The sequence below is a fragment of the Marinobacter maritimus genome (assembly GCF_007671675.1).
Classification (GTDB): domain Bacteria; phylum Pseudomonadota; class Gammaproteobacteria; order Pseudomonadales; family Oleiphilaceae; genus Marinobacter; species Marinobacter maritimus.
On the sequence record NZ_VCGW01000003.1, the window covers coordinates 544,125 to 560,770 of the forward strand.

A 16,646-nucleotide genomic window follows, 5' to 3' on the forward strand; every position below is an offset into this window, starting at 1 on the left:
TGGTCTCTGAATGCAGGGAAGCCGCCTTGCAGGTTTCTCAAATATTTTCAGGATTTCAAGTTCATTTAAGGTTCGTGTGAGAGTCTAAACATGAGTTATATCAGGTTACTTAATGGCGGGAATGCTTCATTCCCGCCTTTTTTTTGACCTTTCGTCCGTTGTCTTAGCTGGTTTTAAGATTTACGCCACTATCCAGACGAATCGGAAAACACAAACAGTCGAAAAAGAAACTGAAGGGGAATAAGTTGAAACGCAACATTCTGGCCACTGCAATTACGGGGATAACGACATTGTCGGGAAGTTGGGCCGCAACGGCTGCGGAAATTGAATTCCATGGTGATATGGATAACCGATTTCAAGCCTACACCAACCAAAGGGATTGGTTTGCTGGCGGTAACTCGGGCGGCGGTACGCTGAAAGATGAGGAGCCGACCGAGAGCTTTGGCGAGGTCAAGTACCGGTTTTGGGCGAAGGCAACTTCTGATGACAAGAAAGTTACTGGTGTTTTCGCAACAGAGATTGGTGGCATCCGCTATGGTGAGGGCTCAGGTGGCGACTATTCCGGTGATGGCGTCAACATTGAAACGCGGTGGGCCTACGTGGATTTTTTGGTACCCAACACGCTAAACCAGCACGTATCGCTCGGCTTGCAGCCAGTGTCAGTGAACCGACATGTCTGGAGCGAAACCGCTACAGCCGCAGTGTGGAAGGGCTCGCTGGATTCCGGTTTTGACTACCAGTTGTTATGGGGGCGGGGTGACTCTTCCAATGAGAGCGGCGTTGACTCAGGCCAGGATGAAGGCTGGGATGGAGCGGACAACTTCGCGATCAATTTGAATAAGCGTTACTCACCTAACCTCAGTGCTGGCCTCTTTTACCTCTACCAGATGAACAATCAAATTGCTGAGGGAGTAGGTACGGTAAATAGCAGGGAATATGAACTGAAGAGCATTGCGGATAACTCCAAATATTCCGTTTCCAGCCTTGGGTTGGAGCTGGATTATGATCAGGAAACATCGCTGGGCCGCATGTTCCTGAAGGGCACGGCGATTGCCCAAAGCGGCACAATAGAGGGAGTAAATTTCGTTCCTCTGAATGGCGCTACAAACCCCAATACGAGCTACGACCTTTCGACTTTTCTCGGGCGAGGAGAGCTCGGGCTGCAGTTCGGCCCAAACCAGTTGACGTACACCGTGCTCTACGCATCAGGCGATGGCAATGAGCAGGATGGGAATTTCGACGCCTTCATCGCCACGGATGTAGACTTCAGCGACAGTATGATTTTTCAGGAAAATATGACGAGCGATGACTATTTCGCAGAAACGCCCTATATCCTGGACAAGGGGTATTTCATGAACAAGCTGCAGCTCGATCATAAGGTGGCTGCCAATATCACGGTTAGCGGAATGATCGTCTACAACCGCTTGGCTGAGGATGTCGCGCTTGCAGGCGGAACGTCCTCAAAAGATCTCGGGCTGGAATTTGGGTCCAAGGTCTCCTACTTCCCATACCCTTCGTTGGAACTGTCGGCAGAGGCTGCATACTTGGCGTCAGGCGATGCCATGGATGCGCTGGAGGAAACTGCCTTGCAGGACGGCAAAAGCGATCAGGACATTGTCCATGTTGCAGGTCGGGTAAGGTATAAGTTCTAACAATGGCGGGGTGGTGGTGGCACCGCCCCGTTCTTGTTCTCTGAAATGAATCCGTATTGAGTGACCTTTTCTATGATTACACGTTCTGCAGTATTTGTGTCCCTGATGATGCTACTAGCTGGTGCGGTACAGGGGGTTGAGCGTGGGCTTCCAGCAAAGGCAGAAGTCACTCAGGTAGATCGTGATCAAAAAGTGCTCTCCCTCACAGTTGACGATGCCATTGTTGAGGTAGGTGACTTATTTGTTGTGTTGCAGGAACCTGGCGATGCAGACACCTCGGAAAAAAAACCTGCGGTCATCGGCATCGAAAGTGTCGAAAAAGGTCGGGCGCTGGGGAAGGTGCTGTTTGGCGCGATGCCCTCTGTTGGAGCTGTATCGAAACGCTTTTACCGTATTCCGGCGGTGTTCACTGACAGAGCCGGCGATCCCAGGCCGGTAACGCCGGTATTGAAATCCAGATTTCCTGATCTTTTGTGGCTGGATGAGTCAGAAACGTCGAGGGGTGTGCCTTTAGTGCGTTTCCAGGTTACCGGGAGAGGTCAAGCCGTCGCGACCTATAATAACACCTGGTTGATCGGCATTGTACAGACTGATACCGAAGAAGGTCGGGTAGATTCAGTTAAAAAAGATGGCTCCTCAGCTTCTCCCTTTGTCAGGCTGCCCATCAACGCAAAATCGTTGTCTGCGTTTCGCTCTGGCAACAATTATTATTTCGCGGCAGAGCATGGAAACAAACTAAGCTTTTTCCTTGTTGATTCCGATGGTTCCGTTCAAAGCCTGACGTCCATTGAGGTGCCTCGTCGAGAGAAAGTCATACGAATGGACTGGTACGTTTCAGAAACCTCGTATTACCTCATTTTGAATCAGTGGAATGGCCGTCGCGTTTCAAGCTCTTTGATCCAGTTGGACAATGGGAAGGCCAAAGCCATCGGTTTCATCCCCCTGCTTTTGGGGTTGCAGGATTTAGATGCTGACGGTCGCCGGGAAACTATTCTCGGGCAGTCTTTCTACTCCGAACAGGGGTTTGGTTCAGAGATTTATGAAATATCAATCTCATCGAACGGGTTTAAAAAGACCAATTACGAAAAGCTGAGCAGATACGCGCCAGTATTTCAGGTAACTGGGGCCGTTGTTCAGAACAAATCTGAACCGTTGAATATGGTGACAGCCTCTCAGGGTGAGGTTTCATTTTTCCCCTCTGGCGCTGAGGGCTCCCGTCTGGGCTATGAGACTGGAAAGGGAGTTGCAGGCACGAGTATTACTTACGACGTGTCGCCGGAGTTGGTGTTTAGTCCGAGGAAAACACTGTTTTTACCGAACCTGCTCGTGCGCTCCGATGAGGACGGAGTTAACATCGGGATTCCGCAGAAATCCAGTGCAGCTGAAAACATGATAGGCGTTTATGATACGCGTGTTGATTGGTTGACGCTAAGGTCCGGGAAATCTCCAGAAACGCAGTCAACAAGTCTTGTAACGTCGGCTCCGGTGTCCCCAGTCTCGGGCAATACAGGGTTGTTCTTTATGTCGTCCGATGAGAGTTCTATTCGAAACGACGGTGTCGGCTTTGAGACCTTGGTGTATAGCGCTTTTATACCGGCAGGTAACTGACTAGAGGTGGTTAACCTGCCCATGTAGTCGTCAAATGCTCCTGGGAAGCTCGATTAAAACCCGAAGACCACCTTTGGGTGATGTTGAAAAATGCATGGCACCAGCGTAATCGTTGACGATTTCGTCAACGATTGATAGCCCAAGGCCATAGCCAGGAGTTTTTTCGTCCAGTCTTTTCTGACGCTTGGTAAGGTCGGCAAGTTGGTGTGAAGCTACTCCTGGGCCGTCATCTTCAATAAGAATAGTCAAGGTGTCATCGTGAAGCTTCAAGTGTAAATAGACTTCCTGACAACACCATTTGCCAGCGTTATCAAGTACATTGCCTAAGATCTCATTAAAATCGCGCTCATCAATTGGCCAGACAAGCTCTCTGGGCAATGCTTCTTGAAGATGGATTTGTTTGTATGGATAGATTCGACTGACTACGTCCACCAGTGCCAGAGTCTTCTCAATGATCGGTGTCGCCTTTCCAATATACTGACCGGACATTTCGGTTTTTCTCATTTGAGTGTCGATCAGTTCGTGCATTTCAGACAGTTGATTCTTCAGCTGATTAATGATTGCTGTAGGAATAGCGTCGTTGCTGACGACAGAGTTCATGACAGCGATCGGAGTTTTCAAGCTATGAGAGACATCCGCCGCAAGGTGGCGTGAGCGATTCAGTTTTTTGTCATAGGACTCGAGCAACCGATTAAGATGTTTTACCAGTTCGTTGAATTCTTCAGGCACGTTCTCATCCAGCCTTTTTCGAGTCCCTTTTTTTAGAGCAGACAGTTGTGCGCTCATTCTTTTTAGTGGCTTTAGAGCGATAGTGATCCCAATGAAAATTATGATGATGATGGTAATCAAAATTGTAAAAGAGATCGTCCATATCAGGACGTGGAGCTTGTCAAGAGTGTTTGGGGAATAAGAGTCCCTCTCAATGATAGTAACGTTAAATTGGCTGTTATCGCTATCAAATATCTTGTTGTAACCAAGCGTGGATAGACCGTTATCGGGTATGTGAAAAATTCCAGGTTTTCTGAATTTTTTTATGAGTTCTATGCTTGGTTTGATATCTTCGCTTGTGGAAGATCTGCCTTGGCTATCTTCAATATGAGCGGAATATTGCGATAAAGCATGGTTGCTGACAGTAGATTTTTTAAGGTTTTTTTTATTTATTTTTAGTTTTTCTGAAAGCCGGTTGGCCGCGGACTGTAGCTGCTCCCTGTGAAGCTCATCATGGATATAGTCAATTAGAAAAGTGTGTGAGGTGAATATTAGCACAGAAAAAATGAGCCCGGTTAGTGTCAGGAACTTAAAAAGTTTTCGCTTTATAGATGATTGGTTTCTGGGCATTTTCTTCTAAATTAATGGTTAAGGGAAGTGGTTTTTAAAGTTGGATTAAAAAAGCCGCACTAACGAATTAGTGCGGAAAAAAGGAATGGTGGAGACCATTCACAATGCAGCGGAATTTTAAAAACTATTTATCGATAATAATGTATTTTTAGCTCATGAACGCTAATTTATTTTTTCTAGTGATTTATCTGGCCTGCTGAAAAGTTGTCTGTTTTTGATAGGACAATATCGCCAGATTTAATCATCCCATGAAAAACCTCATCTTTCTTAGAAAGTATCAATTTCCGGCGGGCTTCCATTCCTAATTCAGAAAGGGCTCCTTGTGTCATTGCTCGATGTTGTCTCTTCATGTCCTGAATGTTGTGATCTGTCAGTGCTTTTTTTGCCAGTGTACTGTCGTTTCCCTCAGAGGCATTGAGATTGCCGGAAACCAAGGTTATTACAATTGATGCGAGCAGTAGGTTTTTTCTCATAACGCCACCTTTAAGTTTAATGAACTTAGCGCTATGTAAGCAGATGAACTTTAACTCAGTTTGAAAAAATGAAATTAAGAACATGACCGAACAGAAAGATTTACCAAAACTAGGAGGGGTGGGCTCGATAGGAAACGTTGACACAAAAGTATGAAACGGCATTTTTCAATTTCGTTTCAAGTTCATTTGCTATTAATGATGCGTTGATATGGTAGAGAGTGCCAGATCAACGAAGCGATCACCGGGCAGAGACGTTATCCGGAACGTTTCAGGGGATGGCATGCCAATGCCAGCTACCTGTTAGGTGACTTTCGACTCAGTGCTGTGCTGATCAACAAGCTTCGCACAGTAGACAGTATGTGACTGATTATCTAATAAAAAGTCTAACGAAAATTTGGAGACAATAAATGAAAAGATCAAAGTTAGGAACCTCCATCCAAACGGTGACATCCCTGTTGATTTTGGGTATTGCCGGACCTGCTAGCGCGATGAAAATTGTGGGCAATGCTGACGACATGTCAGAACTCGAAAATTTTTCGGTTGAAATATATGGATATGCGCGACTGAACGCGAGCTACGATATAGACGAAGAAATTGCTCTGGGTGCTCGTACCGGCGACTTCAGTCAAATAAACACGGGAAGTGATGAGGCGAACGAAGCTGGTGGCAACTTTGGTGCCGACGCTTTCCAGAGCCGAATTGGCGTGTTAACCACTCATCCATCAGGCCTTAAAGTGAAGGTTGAGGGTGACTTTGAAACCAATGGAAATGGATTCCGACTCCGCCACGCTTATGGCGAATATAAGGGGGTCCTAGCGGGCCAAAACTGGTCTAACTACACCAGTTTTGTTGGTTATACGCCCACGATCGATTTTGATGGTCTCCCGGGCAATGCTGGCAATCAATTCCGTACTGCTCAGGTAAGATACACTACTGGGCCGTTATCGGTTTCACTGGAAGAGCCGCTCAGCTATAACGGTCTGATCAACGGTGCAGGCGGTGGCAGTGAGAAAGAGAGCCTACCCTTGGTATCAGTTCGCCTGGAGGACTCCGTAGGAGCCCTCTCATACTCAACAGCAGGGTTTCTGAGACAGCTTGGTTATGATAACGGCACTCAGGACGACAGCGCCATAGCCTACGGCGCATTTGGTGCGGTCACACTCAACGTAACAGGCGCATTGAACCTGAATGCAGTTATTAATTATACCAACGGCTCGAACACTAACCTTTACCGCTCGGGTGAAAACTATGGTGCTGAGGACGGGTACGTTGATTCGTCGGGTAGCCTCGAGCTTATCAGCGGCTACGGAGCAACGATCGGTATGAGCTATGACCTCGGTGGTGGTCGTTCCATCAATGGCGGCGCAGGTATGACCAATGTGGACTGGGACGACGCTCTTGCCGATCTCGGCGCCGCTACGATTAGCGACAAGCATGAAAAAAATACCAGTGTACTGATCAACTACCAATGGACACCTGTTAAGAGTGTGACCATGGGCGTTGAATACGGGTATTACATGGTTGATGAGGTCGACGGCGACGATGGGGACGCCAGCCGCCTTCTTTTCGCTGCACAGTATAACTTTTAACCCCCTTGTCAGAGAGATGAGTTTTAACTGCCGGACCGGAGTTGTAATTTAGTCCGGCCCGGCAGTTAAGTCCTAAAGCCGTTGCTCAAGAGACAATACGTTTTTCAAATCTATGCCGCTGGTTCGATCCAGTGACGTCTCTAACGCCGGGGCAGCGTTACCTGTCGTTGGATCTTCCTTCTGTCCAAAGCATGTGACTGCGCAGCACAGCTTCCTGGTCAGTAGTCTCGTCGATCACATAGGTACAGACCTGCTCGTAGCCGCTGAGTGATACTCACTCACCACAAGTCCTTATGGAAAATGTTAACCAGCGCTATCGCGACCACACGTCGAGACCTTGCACCTGGCGGTTTCACAGGGTTTCTCGGGCTTCAATCAAAGGTGATGCAAGGCAATCGGTAGGTTTGGTGTATGGGGCTTGCCGATATACAGCCACGATGGTGAGCGTATGCAACATACCTCGTCACTATGATTCGTCTGGCCAAACGAGGTCAATCCTTTCTTGACTCGGTACTTTCTTTGCCCCGTGACGCTGTCCAGCACAAAGGTAAGGCCACTGAGTAAGGGGCAGATGTTGCTGACATATTCCAGCATAATGGCGCGACCCACTGTTCGGGCACAACCCGTCTTTGGCGGACCGGTTGATATCCGCTTTACAATCGGCACTACCTATAGCGCTATAGCGCGTGCCGAATCGATGGGCTGGCAATCGCGCTTATTCTCTGCCCGGTTGTGCAGATTGCCTTCCCGAGCTGGGGGCTGAAATATTGAAAATCTTTGAACAGTTTCCGCGTCATTGCGGTAGAGGTCATTCAGAATCATATAGAGCCGCTCAGTAATTGTGTTTTTCTCTTTGCCACAGATTATAAATTGTCTCCCGCCCTGCCATCAATCCACCCCCTTGCTGACTGAGTTCCTCTAATACTCGCCCCGAAGCTATCTTCGTAAATTTTTCGGAATTCCGATCTGAATTCAAACTCATTTCAAAGTTTGCACTTATTATCCTGACCTCTTCCTACCTCCTCATGGGCGCACCGTGCCTATGATTTTACGGCTATTAATCGCTTCGGGAGAAGTACGATGAAGGCAAACAAGCACTCGCCTCGGGCGTTTCTGTGTTCAATATTATTATGCACTCCTCTTTTCGCTCAAGCGGAGACCGCTAATTGGGCGAATTGGTTCTCTGGCCAGATCAGCAAGCACCCGGATGTGCTGGCGGCGACAGAGCAGTCAGCAGCCCGGAAAGCGGATGCTGAGGCAAGCGAACAACCGCTGTACAACCCGGAGCTGTCAGTAGGAGCCAACAGGACGGGCAGTGAAAACAATTTTGAGGCAGGGTTTTCACAAACGATTGACTGGTCTGATCAACAGGGTGCGCTAAAGGAGAAAGGAAAGCTTATACGGCTTTCCGCTCAAGCAGCCTTGAGTGAGGCAGTTTTGGCGCAAACGTCAGAATCATTATTGGCGCTCGTCGAGTGGCGTGCCAGCAAGCTTGATGAGGAAATTGCCGAATCTCAACGGCAGCGGCTGAATGCTTTGCTGGACCTGGTTGAGCAACGCCAGCAGGCCGGCGACCTGGGTCGTGCCGACGCAGAGTTACTGTTTTTAAGCCTCTCCCAGCAGCTGAGTGAAGTGACCCAAGCGAAGGCTATTGTTGATCAGGCGGAAGCCCGGGTCAGGGAGCTTTTGTCAGACTGGGGGCCACGAAATGGCGGGATTCCAGAATCGTTTTGGGCAGAGCTCGAATCCGAGGTTGGTGATACTGATTTGCTGGCACACCCGGCAATAGCTTCTGCCCGAGCCCAATGGCAGGTCCTGCGGGCTGAGGCGGAGGTTGCCCGGCGCAGGGCAACAGCGTCGCCCACGGTCGGGCTGAACGGAGGGCGTGATGGAGGTGAGAATGTGGTGGGGCTTACTTTCTCGATCCCTCTGAATGTGCGCAACAATTACAGCGCCGAAACCAGAGCCGCCAATCGACGCGCATTGGAGGCTGAAGCCCGTTTTCAGGCGCTCTATCGGAAACAGCAATATGAGCTGGCGGGAGACCGCGCTGCTTGGAAAAGATACGACCAGCAACTCAACCGATGGAAAGAGCTATCCCGGGGGCGAGTGGAAAGAAGTGCTGATTTGCTAGAGCAGCAGTGGCGGCTCGGTGACATCTCCACGTCCGAATATCTTCTGGCTTTGGGCCAGCGGGGGGAGAGCCTGAAAACAGGCATAGAGCTGGAGAAACGGGCGCAGTTGGGCCTGATCGAACTCTTGCGCCAGTCCGGTGAACTGGCCACCCCATTCCGTTAATGTTCTGGAAACTGGATATCTATCATGAGAAAAACTCTGATTTCTGTATTTGTATTGTCGCTGTCTGTGACCACCCCTCAATTTGCGCTGGCCGAGGAAGATACTCTTAACGAGAAAGACCACGAGCATGCCGCCGCTCGTGACGACCACCAAGAAGACGCTGGCCAAGAAGACAAGCAAGAGGATGGACATGCTAACGACCGTGACCATGAAGGGGAAGATGGTCACGGTCGAGAAGAGGAGAGTAATCGTGGGCATGAAGAAACCACTGCGGCAAGCATCAATGTAAAGCAGAAAAAAGTTGCAGGCATTGAGGTGGACTCCCTAGAGAGTCGCCGGATCGATTACGAAGTATATGCACCCGGCGAGCTACTTACTAACGGTTATACCAGCTATCACGTGTCTCCTCGGGTTGCGTCAGTGGTGTTGCGCCGTCACGTGGAATTGGGTGAGCACGTAACCAAGGGCCAGTCGCTAGTGACCCTATTTAGTGAGACTGTTGCACAGGCGCAGGCTGATTATAGAAAGGCCTACCCAGAGTGGGAGCGAATCAGCGAGCTGGGTCGTTCGGTGGTTGGTGATCAGCGGTTCAATACAGCGAAAGCCAATATTGAAGCTGCCAGGGCAACTCTGCTTGCCTACGGACTAAACGCTGCTGATATTGCTGCGTTGAAAGCCCGCGGCATGGGAAGCCTGGGGGAATATACGCTCAGGGCCCGTGTGGATGGTGCCGTGCTGACTGATGATTTTGAACAGGGACAAAGAGTCGAGGCTGGCCAGCCGCTGGTCACTCTTGCAGATGAAAACGAGCTTTGGGTAGAGGCTCACTTACCAGCAAACTCCGACATCGTTCTTGAGCAGGGGTCGGAAGCAGAAATCAGAGCAGCTGGTCGTGTTGCTACGGCAACTGTGTCCCAGGAAGCCCACACCATCGATCCTGTGACCCGTACGCGGATTGTCAGACTCGAACTGGACAATCCGGAGGATCGATTTCATCCCGGGATGTTTGCAGATGTGTATTTCCGATTTCAGACTACGGAGTCGGTGCTTGCGGTACCGGAGAGTGCGTTGATGCGGGGAGCCGATGGCGACTGGACGGTCTTTGTGGAGGAAAGCGAAGGGGAGTATGAACCAGTGGAGGTGGAGTTGGGCCGCTCAATTGGCGGGCTCCGTGAAGTTTCCGGCCTGACTCCAGGCAAACGAATCGTTTTTCAGGGGGCATTCTTCGTGGCTTCTGAGATTGCAAAAGGCGGCTTTGATCCACATAACCACTGACCTCAGGAGCCATTATGTTCAACCGAGTTGTCGATTGGGCGGTTCAGAACCGCCTGCTTGTTCTTATTGCCCTTGCGGTGTTGATCGCTACAGCCGCATTTCAGATACCAAAACTGAATCTTGATGCTTTCCCCGATGTTACAAATGTTCAGGTTGCTGTCAATACGGAGGCGCCGGGGCTTGCGGCTGAGGAAGTCGAGCAGCTGATTACCTATCCCATTGAAGCAGTGATGTACGCGTTGCCCGATGTTGAGGAAGTGCGATCCATTTCCAAAACCGGGTTGTCCGGCGTCACGGTGGTGTTTAAAGAGGGCACCGATATCTATTTCGCGCGCCAACTGGTGTTCGAACGATTACAGGCCGCCAGTGAACTCATTCCGGATGGTGTCGGGGTGCCTGGAATGGGGCCGAATACATCTGGTCTTGGCCAAGTGTACCAATATCTGCTGATAGCGGATCGGGATTCGGGTTACGACGCGATGGAATTGCGCAGCCTGCACGATTGGTTAGTCAAACTGTTATTGATACCAACGGAGGGCATCACCGAGATTCTGTCTTTTGGTGGTGAAGTCCGTCAGTACCAGGTGAACGTGAATCCGGCGCGAATGCTGTCCTATGATTTATCACAGAGCGACGTCATGGAAGCCCTGGAGAGCAACAATTCCAATGTTGGGGGCTGGTACATGGGCCGCGGACAGGAACAGTTGGTTATTCGCGGTATGGGCTGGTTAGGCAATGGCGAGCAAGGTCTGGAACAGATCGGTCAGGTACCCGTTAAAACCAGTGGTGGCATCACTGTGACGGTGGATGATGTAGCCCAGGTGGAACTTGGCACTGAAATTCGCCAAGGCGCCGTTACTATGACCCGTAAGGACGAAAACGGCCAAGTGGAACAACTGGGTGAAGTCGTTTCCGGAATTGTGCTTAAACGAATGGGGGCCAACACTAAAGCGACTATCGACGGGATTGAAGCTCGTATTGATCGCATAAACCAAGCTCTGCCTGAGGGAGTTCATTTTGAACCCTACTACAATCAGGCGGATCTGGTGACCAAGGCGGTAGAAACGGTAACTAATGCATTGTTGCTGGCTTTTGTGTTTATCGCAGTGATACTTGCGCTTTTCTTGATGAACCTCCGAGCAACTATGTTGGTGTTACTCTCGATACCTATCTCCATTGGTATCGCTTTGATGATCATGGCCTGGCTCGGTCTCTCTGCTAATCTGATGTCTCTTGGAGGAATTGCCGTAGCAATTGGCATGCTAGTGGATGGTTCCGTTGTTATGGTCGAGAATATGTTCAAGCATCTGACGCACCCTGATGCAGAGCACGATGCCCACCGGGAGGAATTGCTTGAAAACGATTCTGACCCATTGGATGCATCCCACGATGATCATGGTATTGCGCTTCGACTCCAGGAAGCGGGGCGCGAAGTAGCGAGACCAATCTTTTTTGCTACAGCGATTATCTTGGTCGTTTTCATGCCGCTATTCAGCTTTGAAGGAGTAGAGGCCAAGCTCTTCCAGCCTATGGCAATTAGCATAATGCTAGCCATCGTGTCCGCTGTGATTGTGGCACTGGTGATTGTGCCCGCGTTGGCGTCTTTTGTGTTCCGGAAGGGCATCCGGGAACGGGAAAGTTTCGTGGTAAAACCTCTGGAAAAGCTCTATCGCAAGGGCCTCAACTGGTCGCTAAACCATACCCGTATAGTTGTCAGCGCAGCGGCCGTTCTCGTGGTGCTAGCGGCACTGGTTGTACCTAGGCTTGGTACTGAGTTTGTCCCTGAGTTGGAAGAGGGAACTATTAACGTCCGAGTGACGCTGGCCCCCTCATCAAGCCTTGATACGGCTCTTGAAGTTGCACCAAAGTTGGAAGCCATGTTAATGGAGTTTCCAGAGGTAACCTACGCTCTGTCCCGGGCTGGTCGAGCGGAAATAGGCGGCGATCCGGAGCCAGTGAATAATGTTGAGATTTACATTGGCCTCAAACCAACATCAGAGTGGACCAGCGCCAGTAATCGCTATGAACTGCAGGCGCTGTTTGAGGAGAAACTCGAACAGCACCCAGGACTGCTGTTTAACTTTTCTCAGCCTATCGCGACCCGCGTTGATGAATTGTTGTCGGGTGTCCGCGCGCAGCTGGCCATTAAACTCTTTGGCCCGGATCTTGACGTACTGGCGGCGAAAGGCCAACAGATTGAGGCAGCGGTGCGAACGGTTCAGGGTACCCGAGACGTGGCCATGGAGCAGATTGCTGGTGAGGCACAATTGGTAGTCCAGCCAGATCGTCAGGCACTCTCCCGCTATGGTCTTGCAGTGGCTGATGTGATGAGCGTTGTCCGGGATGGTCTGGGTGGCGCTGCTGCGGGCCAGATCATAAATGGCAATGAGCGGTACGATATTTATGTGCGCCTCGCCAAGCGTTTCCGGGAAGATAGGGATGCCATTGCCGATCTCCGGTTACAGGCACCATCTGGCGCGTGGGTCAGACTCGGCGATGTTGCCGATGTCTCAATACAGTCGGGCCCTCCTCAGGTGCGCCGTGATGATGTGCAGCGCCGTGTGGTCATTCAGTCCAATGTCCAGGGTCGTGACATGGGTAGCGTGGTTGCCGATATACAGGATGTTATTGCGTCAGAAGTCGATCTGCCCCCTGGGTATTCAGTCGATATCGGTGGCCAGTTTGAAAATCAGCAGCGAGCTCAGAAGCGGTTAACAATTGTGGTTCCTGTCTCCCTGGGCCTGGTTGCATTGTTGCTGTACTTTGCTTTCAGTTCGGTTGGCCAGGCGCTGTTAATCCTTGTCAACGTGCCGCTTGCTGTTATTGGCGGGGTCTTTTCACTCTGGGTCTCCGGCCAGTACCTTTCGGTACCCAGCTCGGTTGGCTTCATCACGCTATTTGGTGTGGCGGTGCTCAATGGGGTTGTTATGGTCGAAAGCATTAACCAACGAATACAGGATGGGGTAAATGTGGATATCGCGGTGTTTGAAGGTGCCGTTTCTCGTTTGCGTCCTGTCTTGATGACAGCGATCACCTCGGCTCTCGGCTTGATACCCATGCTATTGTCGACGGGTGTGGGGGCCGAAATCCAGAAGCCCCTGGCCAGTGTAATTGTCGGTGGTCTTGTGACTGCAACTTTCCTGACGCTGTTTGTTTTACCGGTTCTATTCACACGGTTCTCAAGAGCTAAACTCGGCGATATGCAACGGTAGAAGGGAGGCGGAAATGCATAGTTGCTGTCACAAGCAGGACAGGGTAATTCCGCCGCTATAGCCGGGACGGCAAACTAACTACTGTTGTGCTTTACTCTGGGAAAGGAAGCATGACTGTGATTCTGGCGCCCCCTGTTTCTGAAGATCCAATGTCCATCTGTCCGAAATTGTCTTCTAGAATTTCGGACACGATGGACAATCCCAATCCAAACCCAGGAACTGTTTCATCAAGTCGGGAACCTCTATCCACCACTTTTGAGGCCGCTTCTGGAGAAATTCCGGGGCCGTCGTCAGCCACTTTTATCGTTAGCCCGGAAGCGGTCTGGCTAATTGAAACGTCAACCGCGGTCTGACTCCACTTCCCGCCGTTTTCGAGCAGGTTACCGAGTAACTCTGATAGGTCCTGACGTTCCATGGGCCAACTGAATTCATTCGGCAAGGAAGTTTTAATGCGAAAACTCCTGTCGGGAAAGATTTTTTCCATGACAGAAATTACATTGTCCGCTATTTCAATCGGCAAACATGTCTGTCCCATCTGTCTGCCGGATATATCAGCCTTGCTCATTCGGTAGTTCAGGGACCGGCTTAGATCCCTTAAGTTGGAGATCATGAACTCTATGTCGTCGCGGGACGGAGGTAGTGAATCAGTGTCCGACAATATCGCGAGGTTGGCAGAAATTGAGGTCTTTACCATGTGAGAAAGATCAGAGTTGACGCGGCGATGGCGGTCAAGGCGGCGACTTGCGAGTTCAAGTAAGTTGTTGAACTGCTTGATCAGCGGACTGAATTCCTCTGGTGCGTTAGGATTCAAACGACGTTGTTTGCCAGATTGCAGTCGCCTCATGTCGTCCTTGATGTGCCCGATTGGTTTCAATGCCAGGTAAGTGGTGGCACCTACCAGGGCCATGAGAACAACGAGTAATAATGCGGAGGCAGCGAGCAAAGTCAGGTGAGCCCAAACGGATCGCTCAGCAAGTCCACTTTCCATTTCTAGGATGGTGATTGAAGAAAGTGGGCTATCAATTCTGACATCCCGTTTTAACCCAAGAAGGCCATCTGCACCCGGGGGTATTTCTACAAAACCTGCAGGTTTTTCTGAAACCATGCGCAACTTTGTTTGATCTATGTTGCTACTGGCAATGATGCTTCCGTCTTTCATTTCGACGATGAGGGCGTGTTCCAGCAGCAGTTGGAATCGATAAATCATGCTGCTGATCTCGTCTGGCGCCGGCGCTTCGTTTTCAATGATGGCCTGTAAACTCTCCACCTCTTTGTCAAGGCGATGTTTTCTGGATTCGTTCGATAGCTGCTCTATTACATAAGTGTGTGAGAAGAAAATAAGCAGAAAATACAAGAGGCTGAAAATGATGCCATATTGGAGTGCCGTTTTTCGGATGCTTTTCTGCGTTGTCATGATGTTAGTTATGGTCGATTAAGCGGAAGAGGTGCTAGCTGAAGGCTAGAGAGGCGTCTGAACTCGAAAGCATAGATGGGATTGATGGGTGTCGCAACCCACGTCAGCCTGAAGGGTTCCTGCCCTTGTTCATAGGTAGACAGGTAGGGCGCAGTCTCATGGTTTTCAGGCAGTTGAATACCTATAAATTACGTCCATTTTCAAATTTGTTTAAGGTTTCGATGTTCTACTGAATGTGAAAGGTGATCGAATTTCGTTGGTTAACCTGGAATACATACCGGAGCTGTTTATGAAGAAAGTGTCTGTAATTTTAATAGCAACTTTTCTGGGAAGCGGGGCTTCCATAGCCCTCGCAGGGGGCCAAGCAGATAGATATAACGAGGCAAGAAGCTATCCCAATAAGAGTATTGATGAACGCTCCTCCGGTTATCGTTTTGAAGAGAGCGAGACTGTCAAAAAATTGAAGGAAGAGCATCGAATGATCAAGGAGCTAGTTGCCGATTTCTTGAAAAAATAGTGATTTTTGGTCTTCTATGCGAGTCAGGTTGGAGTTGCTGACGTGACTCGCGGTATGCATTTGCTAGTGAGGATTTCTCGCAAAAAAGTAACCTTGCCCTCTCAATGTCTTTATCCTTTCTTTTCCAAGTATCTTCCTAAGTCTTGTTACATATACTTGCACGACATTTCTAGTTGGGCACCTCTCAATATTGTAAAGCGATTCAACAAGGTCATCCTGGGAGAAGACTCTGTCAGGGGATCGAAGGAAGCATTGTAAAAGGCGGTACTCTGTTGCGGTTAGCCTGAACTCTTTATGATCGGGAGTTGTTAGCGTTCTGTAGGTTGAATTGAGAAGAAACCCATCAACAGCTATTTTATTGGTTGTTCGCCCGTCTTTTCTTCTTATTATGGCGCTAAGTCGAGCTTTCAGTTCATCAAATTCGAACGGCTTGGGAAGATAATCATCCGCCCCGGCATTCAAACCTTCAACTCTCTCTGTCCAGTTGGACCTGGCCGTTAGAATCAGGATAGCCTCATCCTTGCCATTGCTTCTCCACTTCCGCATCAAAGAAAGTCCGTTCTCGTCGGGCAGTCCGACATCGAGTATGATTGCTTGGTAACTGCTTGTCTCTACAAAAAAACTGGCCTCTTTGCCGTTTCGGGCCACATCTACCGTAAAGTTTTCCTTCGCAAGCCAACCAGAGATTTTTTCTGCGAGTACCGCGTTATCCTCGACAATTAGAACTTTCATCTATAGGCGCCGTTCTGGATGTTAAAAAATTTGGCCGTCACCCATCTTGAGTGCAAACTAAAAATAGCTCAGAGATTGGGCTTCAAGCGACCCGCTATAACAACAGACGAAGCTGAATCTAGCTTGAAAAAGACGTTAATGTTAGGACAGGTTTAAGGTAGATTGGTCTTCTGCCGCTGATCGTGATGACCAAGTAACAACGCAACCGCTACTCCGACGAGTTCAAGGCTGAGGCTGCACGAGTCGCAGATCTATGGCTGGCGGTCTGCCGCCAGGAAAAAGGCCCATGTTTCAGGCCGTGAAGCCGAGTTGGCCACTGAAAACGTCCGGCTCAAGCGCCAGCTCTCGGAGCAGACACACTCCTCGGAAGGCTAGTCGGCAGAGAACTGAGCTGTGCCGACCAGTCGCCAAATTAATTCTATTCAAATGCCAGTTTACGACTTCCGTTTTCAGTATGAATTCAGGTTGTTGTAGTTTACTGCGTCTTGAAGCAACACCCATTAAAGGCAGTTTACACTGTGCTGAGAGCTACCCTGCT

At 49.7% G+C, this 16,646-nt stretch carries 11 protein-coding genes and 1 pseudogene; 8 read left to right on the top strand and 4 right to left on the bottom strand.

All coding sequences use genetic code 11. The features are described from left to right. Positions 1-245 precede the first annotated feature (245 nt). Together FFI90_RS14655 and FFI90_RS14660 are read left to right on the top strand one after the other, a co-directional pair. The gene (locus FFI90_RS14655; RefSeq protein ID WP_144778810.1) at positions 246-1,652 is read left to right on the top strand and encodes a hypothetical protein; all 1,407 of its coding nucleotides are present in this window, start codon (positions 246-248) and stop codon (positions 1,650-1,652) included. A gap of 72 nt (positions 1,653-1,724) precedes the next feature. Further along, positions 1,725-3,260: a hypothetical protein gene (locus tag FFI90_RS14660; RefSeq protein ID WP_144778812.1), complete on the top strand. Its 1,536-nt coding sequence runs from the start codon at positions 1,725-1,727 to the stop codon at positions 3,258-3,260. A 30-nt stretch (positions 3,261-3,290) separates the two neighbouring features. On the opposite strand, the gene FFI90_RS14665 is transcribed toward FFI90_RS14660, so the two are convergent. Further along, the gene (locus tag FFI90_RS14665; RefSeq protein ID WP_246123591.1) at positions 3,291-4,526 is read right to left on the bottom strand and encodes an ATP-binding protein; all 1,236 of its coding nucleotides are present in this window, start codon (positions 4,524-4,526) and stop codon (positions 3,291-3,293) included. A gap of 248 nt (positions 4,527-4,774) precedes the next feature. Then, entirely contained in the window at positions 4,775-5,071 is a 297-nt protein-coding gene (locus FFI90_RS14670) for a hypothetical protein (RefSeq protein WP_144778816.1), read from the bottom strand. Positions 5,072-5,478: 407 nt separating this feature from the next. On the opposite strand from FFI90_RS14670, the gene FFI90_RS14675 reads away from it, so the two are divergent. The 4 genes from FFI90_RS14675 to FFI90_RS14690 all read left to right on the top strand — a co-directional run bounded on the left by FFI90_RS14675 (position 5,479) and on the right by FFI90_RS14690 (position 13,445). Further along, entirely contained in the window at positions 5,479-6,660 is a 1,182-nt protein-coding gene (locus FFI90_RS14675; RefSeq protein ID WP_144778818.1) for a hypothetical protein, read from the top strand. 1,080 nt (positions 6,661-7,740) lie between these two features. Further along, positions 7,741-8,958 carry a TolC family protein gene (locus FFI90_RS14680; protein WP_144778820.1) on the top strand — a complete coding sequence of 406 codons (1,218 nt, stop codon included), beginning with the start codon at positions 7,741-7,743 and terminating at the stop codon, positions 8,956-8,958. Between the two features lie 24 nt (positions 8,959-8,982). Then, entirely contained in the window at positions 8,983-10,233 is a 1,251-nt protein-coding gene (locus tag FFI90_RS14685) for an efflux RND transporter periplasmic adaptor subunit (protein WP_144778822.1), read from the top strand. A 14-nt stretch (positions 10,234-10,247) separates the two neighbouring features. After that, positions 10,248-13,445, top strand: coding sequence for an efflux RND transporter permease subunit (locus FFI90_RS14690; RefSeq protein WP_144778824.1), 3,198 nt, complete (start codon positions 10,248-10,250; stop codon positions 13,443-13,445). Positions 13,446-13,536: 91 nt separating this feature from the next. Here FFI90_RS14690 and FFI90_RS14695 read toward each other — a convergent pair whose 3' ends face one another. After that, positions 13,537-14,859 (bottom strand): sensor histidine kinase, encoded by a 1,323-nt coding sequence (locus tag FFI90_RS14695; RefSeq protein WP_144778826.1) that lies wholly within the window; start codon positions 14,857-14,859, stop codon positions 13,537-13,539. A gap of 289 nt (positions 14,860-15,148) precedes the next feature. Between FFI90_RS14695 and FFI90_RS14700 the strand changes: the two genes are divergently transcribed. Continuing rightward, positions 15,149-15,376, top strand: coding sequence for a hypothetical protein (locus FFI90_RS14700; protein WP_144778828.1), 228 nt, complete (start codon positions 15,149-15,151; stop codon positions 15,374-15,376). 63 nt (positions 15,377-15,439) lie between these two features. Here FFI90_RS14700 and FFI90_RS14705 read toward each other — a convergent pair whose 3' ends face one another. Beyond that, a complete protein-coding gene (locus tag FFI90_RS14705; RefSeq protein ID WP_144778830.1) occupies positions 15,440-16,108 on the bottom strand; it encodes a response regulator transcription factor in 669 nt (222 codons plus the stop codon). A 225-nt stretch (positions 16,109-16,333) separates the two neighbouring features. Between FFI90_RS14705 and FFI90_RS20355 the strand changes: the two are divergent. Then, positions 16,334-16,465 (top strand): annotated as a pseudogene (locus FFI90_RS20355) (IS3 family transposase); the annotation flags it as partial. Positions 16,466-16,646 lie beyond the last annotated feature (181 nt).